This window comes from Geobacter sp. 60473, from assembly GCF_036323535.1.
Taxonomy (GTDB): domain Bacteria; phylum Desulfobacterota; class Desulfuromonadia; order Geobacterales; family Geobacteraceae; genus Geobacter; species Geobacter sulfurreducens.
In genome coordinates, this window is the sequence record NZ_AP028967.1 from 2,399,960 (window position 1) to 2,417,069 (window position 17,110).

The following is a 17,110-nucleotide window of genomic DNA, read 5'->3' on the forward strand; positions in this document are numbered from 1 at the left end:
AAAATTTATTAGCCGGTCAAAATAAGACATGTATTAATTAGCTTAATCATGCCAGTCTGGCGACGAGTCAATATTCCAACGTGCTGCATACAAATCACCCAAATTTGTCACCGTAAACCACCCATGAATCGATGAAGGCATGTGCCGCGAGGCACCGTTATTCAAGGAGGAAGCATCGTGCACAATCAAACCCGTTCGGCGACCGTATTCACTCCGCTCCAGCGACCAATCAGCCGGTTTCCGGGCCGCTGCCGTCCCATGGGCACCCTCGGGATAATACTTGGGGTGATCCTTTCGCTCATGGTCATCCTTGGCGGCGCCGCCCAGGCGGCCATCACGGCCCGGATCACCATGACCACCTACCCGGAGTTCGCCTCGCAGAACCCGACCCCGGGCCATATCACCTTCATGCGGGCGTCCATCCCCAATGCGGGGAATAACTATGATGCCTCCGTGGCCTGGCAGGACATCACCGGCAACGTCACCAACCTGGCGGTGAACCTGGGGACGACCCCCGGCTACTTCACCATGGGGTTCAACAACAATTCCTACATGAGCGCCGCATCATGCACCAGCAACGTGGACTTCTCCACCTCGTCGGCCTACATGACCGACGGCGGCTCCTTCGACGTGCTCATCACCTGCACCGTGCCCGCCAACACTGTCCCAACCTTCGTCGGTGCGACCACAGCGCTGACCGTTAACGCCAACTCCGGCGCCGCGGATATCAAGGGACTGCTGCACGCCAGCGACAGCGACACCGGCCAGACCCTGACCTGGTCGCAAAACACGGCTCCGAGCCACGGCTCCCTCAGCTTCGCAGGGGCAACGGCGTCGTCCGGCTCCGCCGACATCACCCCCGGCGGCACCATCACCTACACGCCCGCTGCCAATTACGCCGGGAGCGACAGTTTTGCCGTCAGGGTCAGCGACGGCACCGACACGGCGACCCGGACGATCACGGTGACGGTCAATGCCGTGGTCCCGGGCGCACCGACCATCGGCACCGCCACGGCCGGCGACACCCAGGCCTCGGTCGCCTTCACCGCCCCGGCCAGCACCGGCGGCGCCATCACCGGCTACAGGGCCACGGCTAGCCCCGGCGGCAGCACCGGCACCTGCGCCGCATCCCCCTGTACCGTCACCGGCCTGACCAACGGCACTGCCTACACCTTCACCGTCACCGCCACCAACAGCGCCGGCACCGGCAGCGCTTCGGCAGCATCCAACAGCGTCACCCCCAAAGCCTCCCAGACCATCACCTTCTCTAATCCCGGCGGCCAGAACTTCGGCACCACCCCGACCCTGACCGCCACCTCCACCTCCGGGCTGACGGTCAGCTTCAGTTCGTCGACCACCGGGGTCTGCACCATCACCAGCGGCGGCGCGCTCAGCTTCCTCACTGCCGGCACCTGTACCATCAATGCCGATCAGGCCGGAAACGGCGCGTTCCTGGCCGCGACGACGGTCAGCCGGTCATTCGCCGTGAATGCCGTGTTCCCCGGCGCGCCGACCAGCGTCACCGCCACGGCCGGCAACGGCAAGGCCTCAGTCTACTTCTCCCCCCCGGCCAGCAACGGCGGCGCCACCATCACCGGCTACACGGCGATCAGCAACCCGGGCGGCATCACCGGCGGTTGTGCCGTCTCGCCCTGCACCGTCACCGGACTGACCAACGGCACCGCCTACACCTTTACCGTTATCGCCACCAACAGCGCCGGCACCGGCAACGCCTCGGCGGCATCCAACAGCGTTACCCCCAAGGCCGCCCAGGCCATCGCCTTCGCTAGTCCCGGAGTGCAGAACTTCGGCACCACCCCGACCCTGACCGCCACCGCCACCTCCGGGCTGACGGTCAGCTTCACATCCGCGACCACCGAAGTCTGCACCATCACCAGTGGGGGAGCGCTCAGCTTTGTCACTGCCGGCACCTGTACCATCAATGCCGATCAGGCGGGCGACAGCTCCTATCTGGCAGCGACGACGGTCAGCCAATCATTCGCCGTGAACGCCGTGGTGCCGGGCGCGCCGACCAGCGTCACCGCATCCCCCGACGACGGCCGGGCCAGCGTGACCTTCTCCGCCCCGGCCAGCACCGGCGGCGCCGCCATCACCGGCTATACGGTCACCTCCACCCCCGGCAGCATCACCGGCACCTGCGCCACCTCGCCCTGCCTCATCACTGGCCTGACCAACGGCACCGCCTACACCTTCACCGTTACCGCCACCAACAGCGTCGGGACGAGCTCCGCCTCCGCCGCCTCCAACAGCGTTACCCCCACCCCCGGACCGGCGGTGACCAGCGTCGCCGTGCCGGCGAACGGCAGCTACGGCACCGGCAGCACCCTCGACTTCACCGTCACCTGGGACAGCGCCGCCACCGTCACCGGCACGCCGCGCATTGCCCTGACAATCGGGGGCACCACCGTCTACGCCGATTACGTCAGCAGCCCCACTGTTACCACCAGCCTGTTCCGTTATGTTGTCACGGCAGGGAAAAACGACACCGACGGCATCACCATCGGTGCCCTCACCCTCAATGGCGGCTCGATCCGGAACGACAGCGGCGTCAATGCCACCCTTACCCTCAACAGCGTTGGCTCGACTACCGGCGTCCTGGTCGACACCACCTCTCCCGTGGTCAATTCGGTCACTGTCCCCGGCAACGGCACCTACATCGCCGGTCAGAATCTGGACTTCACGGTCAGCTTCAGCGAGAACGTCACGGTCACCGGCACCGATTCCACCCTCGGGCTGACCATCGGCGCTACCCCCCGGACCGCCGCCTACCTGGCGAAGACGGCCACCGCCATCACCTATCGCTACACGGTGCAAAGCGGCGATCTCGACAGCGACGGCATCGCCGTCGGCGGCCTGACCCTGAACGGCAGCACGATCATCGATGTCGCCGGCAATGGCGCCAACCTGTCCCTCAATGGCGTCGGCGCCACGGCCGGGGTGCTGGTGGATACCGAGCAACCGGCTGTCACCGCCTTCACCGTTGCCACGCGTGCCGCCGGCCTCACCGTGCCCATCGCGTCGTTTACCGCTGCCGACGGCAGCGGTTCCGGGGTAGCCGGCTACCTGATCACCAACTCCGACACCCCTCCCCCGGCCGGAGATCCGGGCTGGTCAGTTCTCGCGCCGACAACCTACGTCGTTGCCGCTACCGGCACCTACACCCTCTATCCCTGGGTCAAGGACGCGGCGGGCAATGTGTCGGCCGTTCATGGCGCGCCGGCAACGGTGGGGGTCTACCCGGTGCTGTACGCGGTGCCGGGCGGCCGGGAGAACGGTTTCTGCGAAAGCTGGGCAAACGCCTGCGAACTGCGCTATGCCCTGGCCAACGCGGTGAGCGGGCAGGATATCTGGGCGGCGGCCGGCACCTATACGCCAACCACCGGCACCGACCGCAGCGCCACCTTCCGGCTCGTATCGGGGGTGGCGCTGTTTGGCGGCTTTGCCGGAACGGAAACCGCCCGTGCCCAACGTGATTTCAGGACCAATGTGACGATCCTGAGCGGTGACCTGGGCGCCCAGGGCAATGCCGGCGACAACTCCTACCATGTGGTCACCGGCGCGGACAGCGCTACCCTGGACGGATTTACCATCAGCGGCGGCAACGCCAACGGCACTTCGCAGGACAGCTACGGCGGCGGGATGTACAACGACCACATCAACAGCCCGATTGTCGCCAACTGCACCTTCACCGGAAACTATGCCGGCCTGGGCGGCGGGATGTTCAATTTCGGCTCCAGCCCGACCGTCACCAACTGTTCATTCAGCGGCAACACCGCCATTTCCTACGGCGGCGGGATGTACAACAACACCGCCAACCCGGTGCTGACCGACTGCACCTTCAGCAACAATCACTCCTCCGCCTATGGCGGCGGGATGATAAACGGCGTCCTCAGCACCCCGACGCTGACCAACTGTACCTTCAGCGGCAATTCCGCGAACATTTCGGGCGGCGGGATCTACAACAATTACGGGAACCCGTCAGTGGCGAACTGTACCTTCAGCGGCAATTCCGCCGGCACCTCGGGCGGCGGGATGTACAACGCCAACAACAGCCCGGTTGTTCGCAACAGTATCTTCTGGGGCAACAGCAACGGCGAAATCTCCGACAATGCCAGCACCCCCACCGTCTCGGACAGTGTGGTGCAGGGCGGATATCCGGGCGGCAGCAACATTATCGCCGCTGACCCGCTGCTCGCCCCCCTGGCCGACAATGGCGGCACCACCCGGACCATGGCGCTCCTGTCCGGTAGTCCGGCCATCGGCGCCGGCAATTGCAGCGCCGGCCCGGCTGCCGACCAGCGCGGCATGACCAGGCCCCAGGATGCCACCTGCGACATGGGCGCCTTTGAGCGGGGTATGCCGGCCGCCGTTGCCGCAGTAGACGGAGCCGGCCAGTCAGCCGCGGTCAACGCCGTCTTTGCCGCGCCATTGCGGCTCAAGGTTACCGACTCCCTCGGCGCGGTCCTCGACGGGATCAGCGTTGCCTTTGCCGGCCCGGGTTCCGGCGCCGGCATTGCAGCCGGCGGCCCGGCCACGACCGACTCAGCGGGAATCGCTTCCTTCACTGCCACGGCTAACGGCACTGTCGGTTCCTACTCGGTAACCGCCACGGTCAGCAGTCTTACCGCCGGCTACCCCCTGACCAACATCAAGGGCGACCAGGCCATCACCTTCAATCCTCCCGCCACAGTCACCTTCGGTGATGCTCCCATTACCCTCTCCGCCACCGGCGGGGCCTCGGGCAATCCGGTCACGTTCACCGTCACCAGCGGCCCGGGCAGCCTTTCCGGCACCACCCTGGCCATCACCGGCTCCGGCAGCATCGCCGTCACCGCCTCCCAGGCGGGGAACACCAACTACAACGCCGCTCCCGACGTCCAACGAACCATTGTTGTCGGCAAGGCGAGCCAGACCATCGCCTTCACCCCGCCGGCCACGGCCACCTTCGGCGATGCCCCGCTCACCCTGGGCGCCACCGCCACCTCGGGCCTGCCGGTCAGCCTCACCGTCACCAGCGGCCCGGGCAGCCTTTCCGGTACCACCCTCACCATAACCGGCGCAGGCAGCATCGTCGTTACAGCCTCACAGGCGGGAAATGCCAACTACAACGCCGCTCCCGTCGTCCAACGAACCATTGTTGTCGGCAAGGCGAGCCAGACCATCGCCTTCACCCCGCCGGCCACGACTACCTTCGGCGATGCCCCGCTCACCCTGGGCGCCGCCGCCACCTCGGGCCTGCCGGTCAGCTTCACCGTCACCAGCGGCCCGGGCAGCCTTTCCGGTACCACCCTCACCATAACCGGCGCAGGCAGCATCGTCGTTACAGCCTCACAAGCGGGAAATGCCAACTACAACGCCGCTCCCGTCGTTCAGCGAACCATTGTTGTCGGCAAGGCCGGCCAGACGATCAGCTTCGGCACCGCGCCGTCACTGACGGTCGGCGGCACAGCCACGGTCAGCGCCACCGCCAGTTCGGGACTGGCCGTAACATTCACCTCCGCCACCCCGACGGTCTGCTCGGTAGCAGGTTCCACCGTCACCGGCAAGGCCCTCGGCACCTGTACCATCACCGCCGACCAGCCGGGCGACGCCAACTACAACGCGGCGCCCCAGGCAACCCAAGGCACCACCGTGGTCTACGGCACCACCCCGCCGATGATGGCTCTTTCAATCCTGTCCGACAACGCCGTGACCACCGATACCACCCAGAATATCTGCGGTATTGCCACCGACCCGGCCGGCATCCGCTCGGTCACGGTCAATGACGAAGATGTCAGCGTCAATCCCGACGGCAGTTTCAGCTATCCGGTGCAACTGGTTGCCATGGCCAACTCGATCAGGATCGTGGTCACCAACAACGCCGGCATCAGCAGCGCAGTTACCAGGACCATCAACCTCGACGCCTCGGCGCCCAGACTGACGGTCGCCTCACCCGACGACAACGCCGTCATCTGGCAGCAACACATCACCGTGGGCGGCTCCGTCACCCCCCTCGATCCGACCACGGTCGTCAGCTGGTCGGTCAACGGTTCGGCGCCCCAGGTCGCCGCGCTCTCCGGCGTGGACTACTCCTTCACCACCAACCTGCAGGAGGGCATGAACACCATCCTGATCACCGCCTCCAATGCCGCCGGACAGACGGTCGAGACCAAGCGGACCGTCACCCGCGCCACGGTATTCTCCCTGGCCGTCACCGACCCGGCCGCAGACATCCGCACCGCGCTCGGCACCTATACCCTGACCGGAGAGGTGGCCGACAACACCAGCCCGGTTGCCGTCACCGTCGCCATGGACGGCCGGGTCTACACCCCGACGGTAGTCAATGGCGCCTTCCGGCAGCAGCTCACCTTCAGCGAGGCCAAGGTCTACCAGGTGGCGGTCACCGGGGTCGACCAGAACAGCAACACCCTGACCGTGCAACGCAACATCATCTACGCCCAGCCGTCGGCAACCGGGACCACCGGCGCCGGGGTCACCATCGTCGACGCCCTTCAGGCACTACGGATGACGGTGGGCATCATCAGACCGGACAGCAGCCAGATCGCCCGGCTGGACGTGGCGCCGATGGTCAACGGCGCCTCCGTGGGCGATGGCAGGATCGACATCACGGACGTCATCGTCATCCTGCGAATGGCTCTGGGCATGATTCACTGACACGCGATACGGCACACCACCGAAGGAGGATAGCATGAAGAGAACACGGCACCTGGTTGGCATAATCCTGACCGCAATCGCCCTGGCCGGCTGCGGCGACGACAAGAACGACGGCGGCACGGCCGGCGGCGAGTACGTTTTCCCGGCCGGAACGGCGACCCTGGCCTTCACTGCCATGAGTACGGCCCAGCTTTCGGTCCCTGTCAGCGGCATTGAGCTTACCCTGGCCCTGCCGGCCGGCATGGGCGTCACCACGACCACCGGCGGCACGGGCCAGATCGTCAACTCCACGCTGACGCCGGGCAGCGCCCTGAGCGGGACCAACCTGGCCTACGGCAACTACTCGGCCTCCACGCGGAAGGCCTACCTCTCCATGGCCACCACCAGCTCCAGCTATCGTTCGGGCGAATTTCTGCGGCTGGCCTGTACCGTGGACACGGGGACGAGCATCACCCTGAGCGGGCTGCGGGCCCTCAATACGCCGGTAACCCTGGTCAGGGCGGTGGGCTACGATGCCCTCACCAACAGCACGGTGGACCTGACCGGCAAGCTCGCAGTGACCCTCGATGCCGTGAGGTAAGGGGCGGGAACCAGAGGGGCGCCCGCCACCAGACAGAAAACGCCGCCTGCATGATGTTCGGCAGACGGCGTTTTTTTATGCGCGGCTGATCTCGGCAGAGGTGAAAGCGGCGTGAAGTCCCGGCGCCGCTACGGCACGATCTTCGCCCCCGGCAGTTTCAGGAAGCCCGCCAGCCGTACCATCGTGAAAACGGGATGGTGACAGGCGGCCGTGCTGCTGCTAGCATAGAGGGTATGGGTGCCGGAAGTGACCGGTAAAGGGGCGGGATTGCGATGGGAGCCAGTGCTCAGATGGAAAAGGTCGGGACGCGGCTGCGACTGATGCTGCGGGCGCTGAACTCGCGGAATTACCGGCTGTTTTTCGCCGGGCAGAGCGTGTCGCTGGTGGGCACCTGGATGCAGCAGGTGGCCATGAGCTGGCTCGTCTACCGGCTGACCGGCTCGGCACTGTTGCTCGGGGTGGTCGGCTTCGTCAGCCAGATCCCGACCTTCCTCCTGGCGCCGGTGGCCGGGGTGCTGGCCGACCGCTGGAAACGCCGGCCGCTCCTCCTTGCCACCCAGACCCTGGCCATGGTTCAGGCGGCGGTGCTGGCGCTCTTCGTCCTGACCGGGACCACCCCGATCTGGCTGATCGTCGCGCTGAGCGCCCTGCTCGGGGTGGTCAACGCTTTCGATATCCCGATCCGCCAATCGTTCGTGGTGGAGCTGGTGGAGAAAAAAGAAGACCTGGGAAACGCCATCGCCCTAAACTCGTCCATGGTCAACGGCGCCCGACTGATCGGCCCGTCCATCGCCGGAGTGCTGGTCGCCACCCTGGGCGAGGGGATCTGTTTCCTGATCAATGCCGCCAGTTACCTGGCGGTGATCATCGCCATAGCGGCGATGCGGCTCAAGCCGGTGCCGCAGCGGCCCGGCCGCAAGCATATCCTCCACGAGCTGCGCGAAGGGTTCGGCTACGCCTTCGACTTCAAGCCGATCCGCTACATCCTGATGCTGCTCGGCCTGGTCAGCCTGATGGGGATGCCCTACGTGGTGCTGATGCCGATCTTCGCCAGGGAGGTCCTCCACGGCGGGGCCCACACCTTCGGCTTCCTGATGGCCTCGGTCGGGATCGGCGCCTTCTGCAGCACCCTCTACCTCGCCTCACGCACAAGCGTCATCGGCCTCGGCCGGGTGATCGCGGTGGCCGCCTGCGTCTTCGGCCTCGGCATCGCCGGGTTCGCCCTGTCCAGCTCACTGGTCCTCTCGCCCCTGTTCCTCGCCCTGGCCGGCTTCGGCGCCATGGCCCAGATCGCCTCCAGCAACACCATTCTCCAGACCATCGTCGACGACGACAAACGGGGCCGGGTGATGAGCTTCTTCACCATGTCGTTCATGGGAGCCACCCCCATCGGCAGCCTGATGGCCGGGGCCGTGGCCAACCGGATCGGCGCCCAGAACACCCTGCTGATCGGGGGTGCCGCCTGCCTGCTCGGCGGGGCGCTCTTCGGCCGGGAGCTGCGTAACCTGCGCCCCCTGGTCCGGCCCATCTACGCCCGGCTCGGCATCATCCCCGAAGTGGCGGCCGGCATGCAGGCCGCTGCTGATCTGACGTGTCCGCCGGAAGATCCCTAACAGGCACCATGCCTCACCATCTCTTTTTCAACAGCCTGGTGGGGTGGTTTCAGCGGAGGATGCCGTTGGTGGTGCTGAAAATCGTGGTGAACCCGCCGTGGAACTCGTGCTGTATGCTGCCGTTCGCGGCCGGGGCCGGTGCGGGACGCGGGGCGGCGCCTGGCCGGGAGAGATTCCGGTCGGACGGGTCGGTGGCGGGAAGGAGGTTGACCGGTGACACCCTGCCGCTCTCCTCCCGTTCGGGTGAATCGCTGGTGGCGACCGGGGCTGGCTGGCCCGGCGCGGGGGGGTCCGCGGCGCGGACCGCAGAGACCGCGGCGAGCAGGATGATGGCGGCAAGAGCGGTTTTTCCGGGCATGGCGGGCTCCTGTCAGAGCTACTCGATCAGCAGGAAGGCGTAGCGGTTCATTTGGTCGGTATACCTGCCGAGCACTTCAATCGGGTAGTCGAACTTGGCGACCGTGGCGAAGACGTCGACCCCCATGGCCTCGGCCGAGGGACGGGCGTGCTTCAGGTTGCGGCAACCGGCCCGGGTGCGGGCGCATTCCCGGCAGAGCTTGCAGTTGTCCATGAACATGAGAAAGGCCTTGGGGTAGCCGGCGAGGAAAACCGCCCGCTCCAGTTCCAGCAGCTTCTGATTCAGCTCCCGTGACCAGCCGTGCCGCTCCTCCGGGTCATCGAGCTGCTTGGTGAAACGGAAAATCGCGCCGAGGCGGTACTCTCGGAAAAAGTCGCGGCACTCGGCCACCGGCGGGGTGTTGGGCGGGCAGGACGCGTTGCGCCCGTAGTCGCTGCAGCCGAACATGCACTTCATCCGCACCCACTGGCCGACCACGATCTCCGCGGGGTCGATCCAACGATGATCCCGCGCCCCTCCTTCCTGAAACAGCTTCTGCAGCACCGTCTGATCCGCCATATCCCCTCTCCTTTGCGTCGATTGGGCCACCTGTTCCCCGGTTTCAGTCCATTACATGGCAGAGATCGAAGCGACATGCAAGCGAAAGGTTACCCTTCTATCCCCCCGGAGCAGCGGGGGATATGAGATTGTCCATTACGGCACTTTGTGCGACACCCCATCCATGCCCTGTCAGCCGGATTCAACCCCCGGCTTTGCATGAAACCGCTCGACGCTTCCCCACTTTGAAATATTAGTAAGGTTGCCACCTGTCCCGAGGTCCGCGTTTCGTGCCGCGCACCGGCATTCGGCAAGACGGGCGGCAGCATGAACAAAGGAGCGCATCAATGAGTGTAAGTATCGGCAGACCGCTGGCCCTCAACGCGGCCATCGAGGCGGCCAGGGCCGGCGAACAGGGGCGCGGCTTCGCCGTGGTGGCCGACGAGGTGCGGGCACTGGCGGAGCGGACGTCCCGGGCTACCCGCGAGATCGGCGAGATGATCAAGGGCATCCAGGGCGAAACCCGAACTGCGGTGCTCACCATGGAAGAAGGGGTCAAGGAAGTCGAAGCGGGCACCCGGGAGGCCGCCAAGTCGGGCGAGGCGCTCAATGAGATCATGCAGGGAATCGAGCAGCTCAACCGGCAGATGGGCCAGATCGCCTGCGCCGCGGAGCAGCAGACCTCCACGACCATGGAAATCAGCGGCAGCATCCAGCGCATCAAGGATGTCGCCCAGGAGACCGCCGGCGGTGCCCACGACAGCGCCCGGACCTCCACCCGGCTCACGGACCTGTCCCACGACCTGGATCGCCTGGTGAGCCAGTTCAGGGTGTGACCGGTCGTCGAGGCATGCGAAACAAAACGGGCGGTGCCACAATGGCATCGCCCGCTTTGTTCAGTAACGACCCTAATGTCCCACTGCCCCCTACCCCGGCGCAGATGGGTCGTAATACTCCGCGATATCAGGCGTCCAGGACCGTGGCCGATCAGGGCTCACAGCAGTCATCCGGTGGGGCAGTCAGGCCGCATCCGGCTCCATGTCAGCGATGCCGGCCAGTTCGTCGGCCCCGAACAGGCGGTCGATGTCCAGGATGATGATGAACGAATCGCCGTGCTTCCCCATTCCCTTCATGAATGAGGTGTCGAGGTTGGTCCCGATCCTGGGGGCCGGCGCCATGCTCTCCGGCGCAAGCTCGAAGACCTCCTGAACCGAGTCGGCCAGCATCCCCATCACCAACGTATCGGCCCCCGTCAACACCTCCACCACGATGATGCAGGTGTTGACGGATCTGGCCGTTTCGGCCATACCGAATTTGAGCCTGAGGTCGATGACCGGCACCACGCTGCCGCGCAAGTTTATCACCCCTCTCATAAAATCCGGCGTCTGGGGAACCCTGGTTATGGTTGTCCACTCCAATATTTCCCGCACCTTGTAGACTTCTACGGCAAAGATCTCTTCAGACAGCGCAAAGGTCAGGTATGGGCGCGTCTCGGTTATCCCGGCAACGGTCATGGCAGCCTCCTAATAGGTATCGAACTCTCCGTCCAGGTGGTCGCTGGCCAGGTGCAGGTCCACGCCGCCCGCACCAACTGCCTTTTTAGGGGACTCGGCATGATAACTGCTGGCAAGGACATGGCCCGAGAGGGACACGGCCGGCTTTTTCCTGCCGATGGGGCGACGGGCCGTCTCAGCGGGTCGGGCACCCATCATCCGCTCATCGATCCTGAAGAATGAGATGGTAGCCTGCAACTGCTCGGCCTGGCTGGCCAGTTCTTCGCTGGTGGACGCCATCTCTTCGCTGGCGCCGGCGTTTTGCTGGATCACCTGGTCAAGCTGCTGGATCGCTTTGTTGATCTGCTCCGCGCCCGTGTCCTGCTCCTTGCACGCGGCACTGATCTCCTGCACCAGTTCCGCGGTACGCTGGATGTCCGGCACGATCCGCGTCAGCATTTCCCCGGCCTTCTCCGCCACCTCCACACTGGAGGCCGACAGGTCGCTGATCTCGCCGGCAGCCCTCTGACTCCGCTCGGCAAGCTTTCTGACCTCGGCCGCCACCACCGCAAAGCCCTTGCCGTGCTCGCCGGCACGCGCCGCTTCGATGGCAGCGTTCAGCGCCAGCAGGTTCGTCTGACGGGCGATCTCTTCGATGATCGAGATCTTGGAGGCGATTTCCTTCATGGCCTCGACGGTCTCGGTTACCGCGGAACCGCCCTCCTTGGCGTCAACGGCGCTCTTGAGGGCGATCTTCTCGGTCTGGGCAGCGTTGTCGGCGTTCTGCCGGATATTGGAGCTCATCTGCTCCATGCTGCTCGATGCCTCTTCAGCCGCTGCCGCCTGCTCGCTGGCCCCCTGGCTCATCTCTTCGGAGCTGGCGGAAATCTGCTGGCTGCCGGCGGCCACGTTGTCGGCGGCACTCATCACGTCGGCGACCACTTCGGAGAGCTTCTTGACCATGGCGGACAGTGCCTTCATCAGATCATCCCGGTCGGAGCGCACCGTGAGCGACACGGTGAGGTCACCGCCCGCAACCTGCTGAGCGGCCCGGACGATGCTGTTGGTCGCCTCGATGAGCGTATTGAGGTTTTGCGTGATGAGGTTGTACTGTCCCTTGGACTGCTTGGTAATGGCCGGCGGCATGTCCCCCTTGCTGATCCGGTCCACGTAATCGGCGGTAACCATGAGGGGATCGACGATGTTGGTGACGGTATCGTTCACCCCTTGCACCAGCGCCTGCCACCCGCCCGAGAAATGGGAGGCGTCGGCCCGCCTGTCGAGCTCACCGTCGGCAGCGGCACTGATCAGAACCTCCAACTGCTCCCGGAAGGATTTGAGCGTAGCCACCATGTTCTGCATTGCCATCAGGAGCTGGCCCGTCTCGTCCGTGCTGGCGGCCTCGATGCTCACCGACAGGTCGCCGCCGGCGAGTTTTGTCGCGACATCCACCGCATCGCGGAGCGGACGGCTGATGATGCGGGAGAGGAAAATCCCCAGCCCTATGGCCACGGCCATGCCGCAGGCGAGGATGATGGCGGTCATATTCACTGCCGATGCAGCTGCGGCCGAATTCTCTTCGGACTTCTTTTTCGCCAGGTTGATTTTGATATCCACCAGCCCCTGGATCGCTTGATCCACAGCGACGGCCGAGGCCGCCACGGACTCGTTCCGCATATAGGCCACGGCCTCGCTGTTCTTGCCGGCCATGGCCAAGGCAACAATCTTCTCGAGATTAGGCTCAAACCTTGCCAGACTGGCCTTGACCTCCGCAAAAGACTTCTTGGTCTCTTCGGACTGAAGGGATTTTTCGATCTCGGGCAAACTTTCATCGATCGTCTTTTTCATATCCTTGATCGAGCCGGCGTATTTCGCCTTTACTGCTGCATTGTCCTCCAGGGCAATATCGCGATAATTGATCCTGATGCGCTGGAATGCCACAGCTGTGGCCAGAATCGGCCCCATGGGCTTAGTGTTCAGTTCGTACATGGCCGTATCGGCCTCGTCGATTGCCTTGATCTTGGCAATCCCGATTGCACCGACGACCCCTGCGACAATGGCGACCAGGATGAATCCGGACAGAAGCTTCGCTGCAATCTTCAGGTTGTAGTACCACTGCATTGCATGTACCTCCTCTGGTTGTGACGTGGCGGGCATTGAACGGCGTGTCCGGCCATGACGGATCACGCAATTAAGAAAATCTTTAAGTTGTATCGGCCTGCCTGCAAGCGGCTGCATCAGGGTTTGCGCACGAATTGATGCGCAATTCCCGGCAAAAAATGCGGAGAGCGGTCCAGCGTGGGAAAAAAACGGGGAAACAGGGTGCTACAAGGTGGCAAGGCCCTCGCGGAGGGCGTATTTGGTCAGTTCGGCAACGCTGTAGAGGCTGAGCTTCTTCATGATCCTGGTTCGCCGGGCTTCAACGGCCCTCACACTCAGGCCGAGGTCGAATGAGATTTCCTTACTGCTCTTGCCCGAAGCGATCATGGCCAGCATCTGCCGCTCTTGGGGGCAGAGTCCCGGCGACCCCGCAGCGGCTTCGTCGGGGAGGCGCCAGAAATACTGCGTGACGATAATCTGCGGAATATCCGCACCGAAATAGATTTCACCACCGGCAACGGCCCTGATGGCGCGGCCAAGCTCGGCGGGGGTCGCAAGTCTCTTGAAAAAATAACCCGATGCGCCGGCCTTGAGCATCCCGACCACGCATGCCGTTTCCTGGCGCGCGGAAAAGCCCAGCACTGCAACGCCCGGATGCTCGCGCTTGATGGTCCTGGTGGCGTCGATACCGCTCACCCCGGGCATCATCACCTCCATCAGCACCACATGGGGGCGCACGCAGCGGACCAATTCCAGGGCGTCGCGGCCGTCTGCGGCCTCTCCGGCCACGTCGATGCCCGACTCGCGCTCCAGGAGGGATCGCACGCACTCCCGAAAGAGCCTGTGTTCATCAACAAGAACAACCCTCAGCGTCACAGCGTCCTCACTACACCTGATGCCGCAAATTCCCCGGCCAGCCCACGCGCCTGGGAATAGTCGCGTAAATATCCGACCTTCCGCCATGCTCCGCGGGCTCTTTCCGCCAATTTTTCCAGCATGCCGCAACTGGGGAGGCAATGCGCCGCAGGGCAAGGTTCGACCAGCCGAGCCGCCACCGGGGTCAGGAGTTCTGCAACGGCCGATGCTTCGTCCGGTGCCGGAGCGGGGTACCTATGTGCCTATGGGAATGAATTGCCGGGGCTGCGGCAATGCGGGCGACGCAGCAGTCACCGGGAGTGACCGGCTCGACCGGCGCAGCGTTGAAGCGGCGGGTAAATCGCGTTCTCCTTCATACCATGACAGTGCATGCGCTCTGTTGTAGCAGGTTTTCGAAGTCTCCACAATTGCATGAAAAAACCTTCTCTGGCCAGATCCGGGGCGGGTGGACGGCGCCAGTGCATGGTGCCGCCCGGCCGGAATCCTCTCCATTCCCTGTCCCTGTTTTGCGGTGAACCCAATGATTTATCAGGATTTCCCTGCATTGACAGCACGTATCCGGCTTGAGATAGTCGCGGCGTCGGCATACGTATAACCGTCAATGAAGCCGGCCGGCATTGTTTCATGCCGGTTACCGGCACGGGCCTGCCGGACCCGATTATGTGGCATGAGGTGGTTCGCACGCATCCGCACGAACCGCACACTAACGAATGGGGAGAACAAACCATGCGAATCAGGGACCCGTTTTCCTACTCCGCCCGCTGGGACTCGGTCGGCCTGGACTGCGCCTATTGCGTGCACTTTGCCGGGCCGTCGTCATGGCCGGATACCGACCGGACATCCCGCTGCCGCCTCCATGCCATCCCCCTGGACATCGGGTTGGGGCGCTGCGGCTACAAGGAAGACGAATGGTTCTGCCGGGACTTCAGCGATGACGGCAGGGCCCACGGCACGGCGATCGAAGAATTTGAAGCCGTAAAGGCGGGCCTACAGTCTGAAACGCTGTACGGAGCCTACGGCCTGCGCGGGTATTTGAAGGAAATCGAGTTCAAGAGACTGAGAAAGATGTTTATCTGAAAAATCCCGAAGGAAAAATGCCAGAGCCGAAATGAGAAACAAGGAGGATCAGACCTGCACACTTGATGAAATTTTATATGTACCGGTCTGACCACGGGAACAGACATCCCCCCCTACGGAGCCACCATGTCACCCCATGATCCCAACCCCAAACGCCCCCGCTACCCGATGCCGGATTTCTTCAGGCAGGCACTTGAAGAGCATGGCCTGATGGCTGATTACCTTGCGCGGCCGGCGTACCAGCGGAACGACTACATCGGCTGGGTTAACCGGGCGAAACGTTCTGGAACAAAAGAGAAACGGCTGCACCAGATGCTTGATGAGCTCGAAAAGGGAGGGGTCTACATGAACATGACGCATCCTCCTTCACGGAAGGGCAAGAAGTGAAAAAGCCGGGAACGACCACCGGCTCCCCTTTGCACGCCGTGACTGTGCGGTACAATTGATCAGGTACGGCAGTCTGCCAAAGGAGGTACCCATGAAATTCATGCTCGCAGTCCTTGCCCTGACCTTGGCCGGCGCGGCCGCTAGCGGCGCCGGGGAGCTTCCGGTGGCGCCCAACGGGATCGCCTGTCTCACCGACTACCGGGCCTGGGAAGCGGTGGCACCGTCCTGGCGCGACGACCGGGGACAGATCAGGGTAATCCTCGGCAACCCCACGGCCATGAAGGCCCTGCGGAGCGGAACCCGCCCCTTCCCTGACGGCTCGACCTTTGCCAAGCTGGCCTGGAGCGCGAAAAAGCACCCGAAGTTCCCGCTTGCCACGGTGCCGGACGCCTTCGCGCAGGTTGAATTCATGGTGAAGGACGGGGAGAAGTTCAAGCCCACCGGCGGCTGGGGCTTTGCCCGTTTCGTGGGGCAGGAGCTGAAACCCTACGGCAAGGATGCCTCCTTTGTCCTGGAGTGCTTCGGCTGCCACACCCCCGTGAAAGACAACGACTTCGTTTTCACCCACCTGGCCCCCATCCCCTGAACGCACGACGGGGGAGCCACCGCAGCGGTTCCCCCGTCTCTCTTCCCTCTCGTTTCAAAATATTACCTTTACGCCCCCTCGATCCTGCCGATCAGCCGCAGCAGCCCGTCCAGGATAGTGGCCGGATGGGGCGGGCAGCCGGGGATGAAGAGGTCCACCGGCAGGATGTCGGCCACGCCGTTGTGGGCCTCGGGCGAGCCGGCGAACGGTCCGCCGCCGATGGCGCAGGCGCCGCAGGCCACGACGATCTTGGGCGCGGGGATCGCCTCCCAGGTCATGAGCAGGGCCTCGCGCATGTTTTCCGTAACCGGGCCGGTGACCCAGAGGCCGTCGGCGTGGCGGGGGGAGGCGACGAACTGGATGCCGAAGCGACCCAGGTCCCAGCCGATGGTGGAGAGGACGTTGGTGTCGGCCTCGCAGGCGTTGCAGCCACCGGCGCTCACCTCGCGGAATTTGAGGGAGCGGCCCAGCAGGGAGCGGAGCGACGGTTCCAGGGGCCGGGCCAGGTGGTGCTCACCGCCGGGACGGACGATCAGGTGCTCGCGTTTCGTGGCCGCCAGCCGGTGGTCGGTGGTAAAGCTGACGAGCCCGCCGGCGGGGCACTCGGGGCAGAAGAGGCAGCGGCCGGTGTCCAGGGCCATGCCGTTGTCGCAGGTGATGGCGCCGTGGGGACAGGCCTCGGCGCAGGCCCGGGCGTCGGCTCGCTCCACCGTGGCGGGGAATTCCGGGTACCCCCGGAACCGCTGGGGAAGGCTCACCGGCTCCTTCGGATAGGCCATGGTCCGGTGTCCCTGCTTCAGCCGTGCGATGATCTCTCTCAGCACTTCA

At 64.4% G+C, this 17,110-nt stretch carries 12 protein-coding genes and 1 pseudogene; 7 read left to right on the forward strand and 6 right to left on the reverse strand.

Annotated features, from left to right (window positions below; genetic code table 11):
* Positions 1–177 precede the first annotated feature (177 nt).
* The 3 genes from AABA48_RS10865 to AABA48_RS10875 all read left to right on the forward strand — a co-directional run bounded on the left by AABA48_RS10865 (position 178) and on the right by AABA48_RS10875 (position 8,868).
* On the forward strand, positions 178–6,675 hold the full coding sequence (locus AABA48_RS10865; RefSeq protein WP_338270248.1) for a fibronectin type III domain-containing protein: 6,498 nt from the start codon (positions 178–180) through the stop codon (positions 6,673–6,675).
* Positions 6,676–6,709: 34 nt separating this feature from the next.
* Positions 6,710–7,255: a hypothetical protein gene (locus AABA48_RS10870; protein ID WP_338270249.1), complete on the forward strand. Its 546-nt coding sequence runs from the start codon at positions 6,710–6,712 to the stop codon at positions 7,253–7,255.
* Between the two features lie 290 nt (positions 7,256–7,545).
* Positions 7,546–8,868: an MFS transporter gene (locus AABA48_RS10875; RefSeq protein ID WP_338270250.1), complete on the forward strand. Its 1,323-nt coding sequence runs from the start codon at positions 7,546–7,548 to the stop codon at positions 8,866–8,868.
* Positions 8,869–8,917: 49 nt separating this feature from the next.
* Here the strand turns inward: AABA48_RS10875 and AABA48_RS10880 are convergent, their stop codons facing one another.
* Positions 8,918–9,226 carry a hypothetical protein gene (locus AABA48_RS10880; protein ID WP_286350479.1) on the reverse strand — a complete coding sequence of 103 codons (309 nt, stop codon included), beginning with the start codon at positions 9,224–9,226 and terminating at the stop codon, positions 8,918–8,920.
* Between the two features lie 18 nt (positions 9,227–9,244).
* Positions 9,245–9,784 (reverse strand): DUF2284 domain-containing protein, encoded by a 540-nt coding sequence (locus tag AABA48_RS10885; RefSeq protein WP_324311794.1) that lies wholly within the window; start codon positions 9,782–9,784, stop codon positions 9,245–9,247.
* Positions 9,785–10,134: 350 nt separating this feature from the next.
* On the opposite strand from AABA48_RS10885, the pseudogene AABA48_RS10890 reads away from it, so the two are divergent.
* Positions 10,135–10,599 (forward strand): annotated as a pseudogene (locus AABA48_RS10890) (methyl-accepting chemotaxis protein); the annotation flags it as partial.
* A gap of 183 nt (positions 10,600–10,782) precedes the next feature.
* On the opposite strand, the gene AABA48_RS10895 reads toward AABA48_RS10890, so the two are convergent.
* The 3 genes from AABA48_RS10895 to AABA48_RS10905 form a co-directional block, all read right to left on the reverse strand.
* The gene (locus AABA48_RS10895; RefSeq protein ID WP_286350481.1) at positions 10,783–11,277 is read right to left on the reverse strand and encodes a chemotaxis protein CheW; all 495 of its coding nucleotides are present in this window, start codon (positions 11,275–11,277) and stop codon (positions 10,783–10,785) included.
* A gap of 9 nt (positions 11,278–11,286) precedes the next feature.
* Positions 11,287–13,377, reverse strand: coding sequence for a HAMP domain-containing methyl-accepting chemotaxis protein (locus AABA48_RS10900; protein ID WP_338270251.1), 2,091 nt, complete (start codon positions 13,375–13,377; stop codon positions 11,287–11,289).
* Positions 13,378–13,581: 204 nt separating this feature from the next.
* Complete coding sequence (locus tag AABA48_RS10905; protein ID WP_286350483.1) at positions 13,582–14,232, reverse strand: response regulator; 651 nt, start codon at positions 14,230–14,232, stop codon at positions 13,582–13,584.
* A 726-nt stretch (positions 14,233–14,958) separates the two neighbouring features.
* On the opposite strand from AABA48_RS10905, the gene AABA48_RS10910 reads away from it, so the two are divergent.
* From AABA48_RS10910 to AABA48_RS10920, 3 genes are all read left to right on the forward strand, one after another.
* Complete coding sequence (locus tag AABA48_RS10910) at positions 14,959–15,309, forward strand: hypothetical protein (RefSeq protein ID WP_286350484.1); 351 nt, start codon at positions 14,959–14,961, stop codon at positions 15,307–15,309.
* A 126-nt stretch (positions 15,310–15,435) separates the two neighbouring features.
* Positions 15,436–15,696 carry a YdeI/OmpD-associated family protein gene (locus AABA48_RS10915; RefSeq protein ID WP_286350485.1) on the forward strand — a complete coding sequence of 87 codons (261 nt, stop codon included), beginning with the start codon at positions 15,436–15,438 and terminating at the stop codon, positions 15,694–15,696.
* A gap of 91 nt (positions 15,697–15,787) precedes the next feature.
* On the forward strand, positions 15,788–16,282 hold the full coding sequence (locus tag AABA48_RS10920) for a cytochrome P460 family protein (RefSeq protein WP_286350486.1): 495 nt from the start codon (positions 15,788–15,790) through the stop codon (positions 16,280–16,282).
* 68 nt (positions 16,283–16,350) lie between these two features.
* On the opposite strand, the gene AABA48_RS10925 is transcribed toward AABA48_RS10920, so the two are convergent.
* Positions 16,351–17,106 (reverse strand): hydrogenase, encoded by a 756-nt coding sequence (locus tag AABA48_RS10925; RefSeq protein WP_286350487.1) that lies wholly within the window; start codon positions 17,104–17,106, stop codon positions 16,351–16,353.
* Positions 17,107–17,110: the final 4 nt, after the last annotated feature.

What these genes read in the sequence shown, in the direction of transcription:
- AABA48_RS10870 (WP_338270249.1), top strand. Translation starts at nt 6,710, where the DNA reads ATGAAGAGAACACGGCACCTGGTTGGCATAATCCTGACCGCAATCGCC.
- AABA48_RS10875 (WP_338270250.1), top strand. Translation starts at nt 7,546, where the DNA reads ATGGAAAAGGTCGGGACGCGGCTGCGACTGATGCTGCGGGCGCTGAAC.
- AABA48_RS10880 (WP_286350479.1), bottom strand. Translation starts at nt 9,226, where the DNA reads ATGCCCGGAAAAACCGCTCTTGCCGCCATCATCCTGCTCGCCGCGGTC.
- AABA48_RS10885 (WP_324311794.1), bottom strand. Translation starts at nt 9,784, where the DNA reads ATGGCGGATCAGACGGTGCTGCAGAAGCTGTTTCAGGAAGGAGGGGCG.
- AABA48_RS10895 (WP_286350481.1), bottom strand. Translation starts at nt 11,277, where the DNA reads ATGACCGTTGCCGGGATAACCGAGACGCGCCCATACCTGACCTTTGCG.
- AABA48_RS10900 (WP_338270251.1), bottom strand. Translation starts at nt 13,377, where the DNA reads ATGCAGTGGTACTACAACCTGAAGATTGCAGCGAAGCTTCTGTCCGGA.
- AABA48_RS10910 (WP_286350484.1), top strand. Translation starts at nt 14,959, where the DNA reads ATGCGAATCAGGGACCCGTTTTCCTACTCCGCCCGCTGGGACTCGGTC.
- AABA48_RS10915 (WP_286350485.1), top strand. Translation starts at nt 15,436, where the DNA reads ATGTCACCCCATGATCCCAACCCCAAACGCCCCCGCTACCCGATGCCG.
- AABA48_RS10920 (WP_286350486.1), top strand. Translation starts at nt 15,788, where the DNA reads ATGAAATTCATGCTCGCAGTCCTTGCCCTGACCTTGGCCGGCGCGGCC.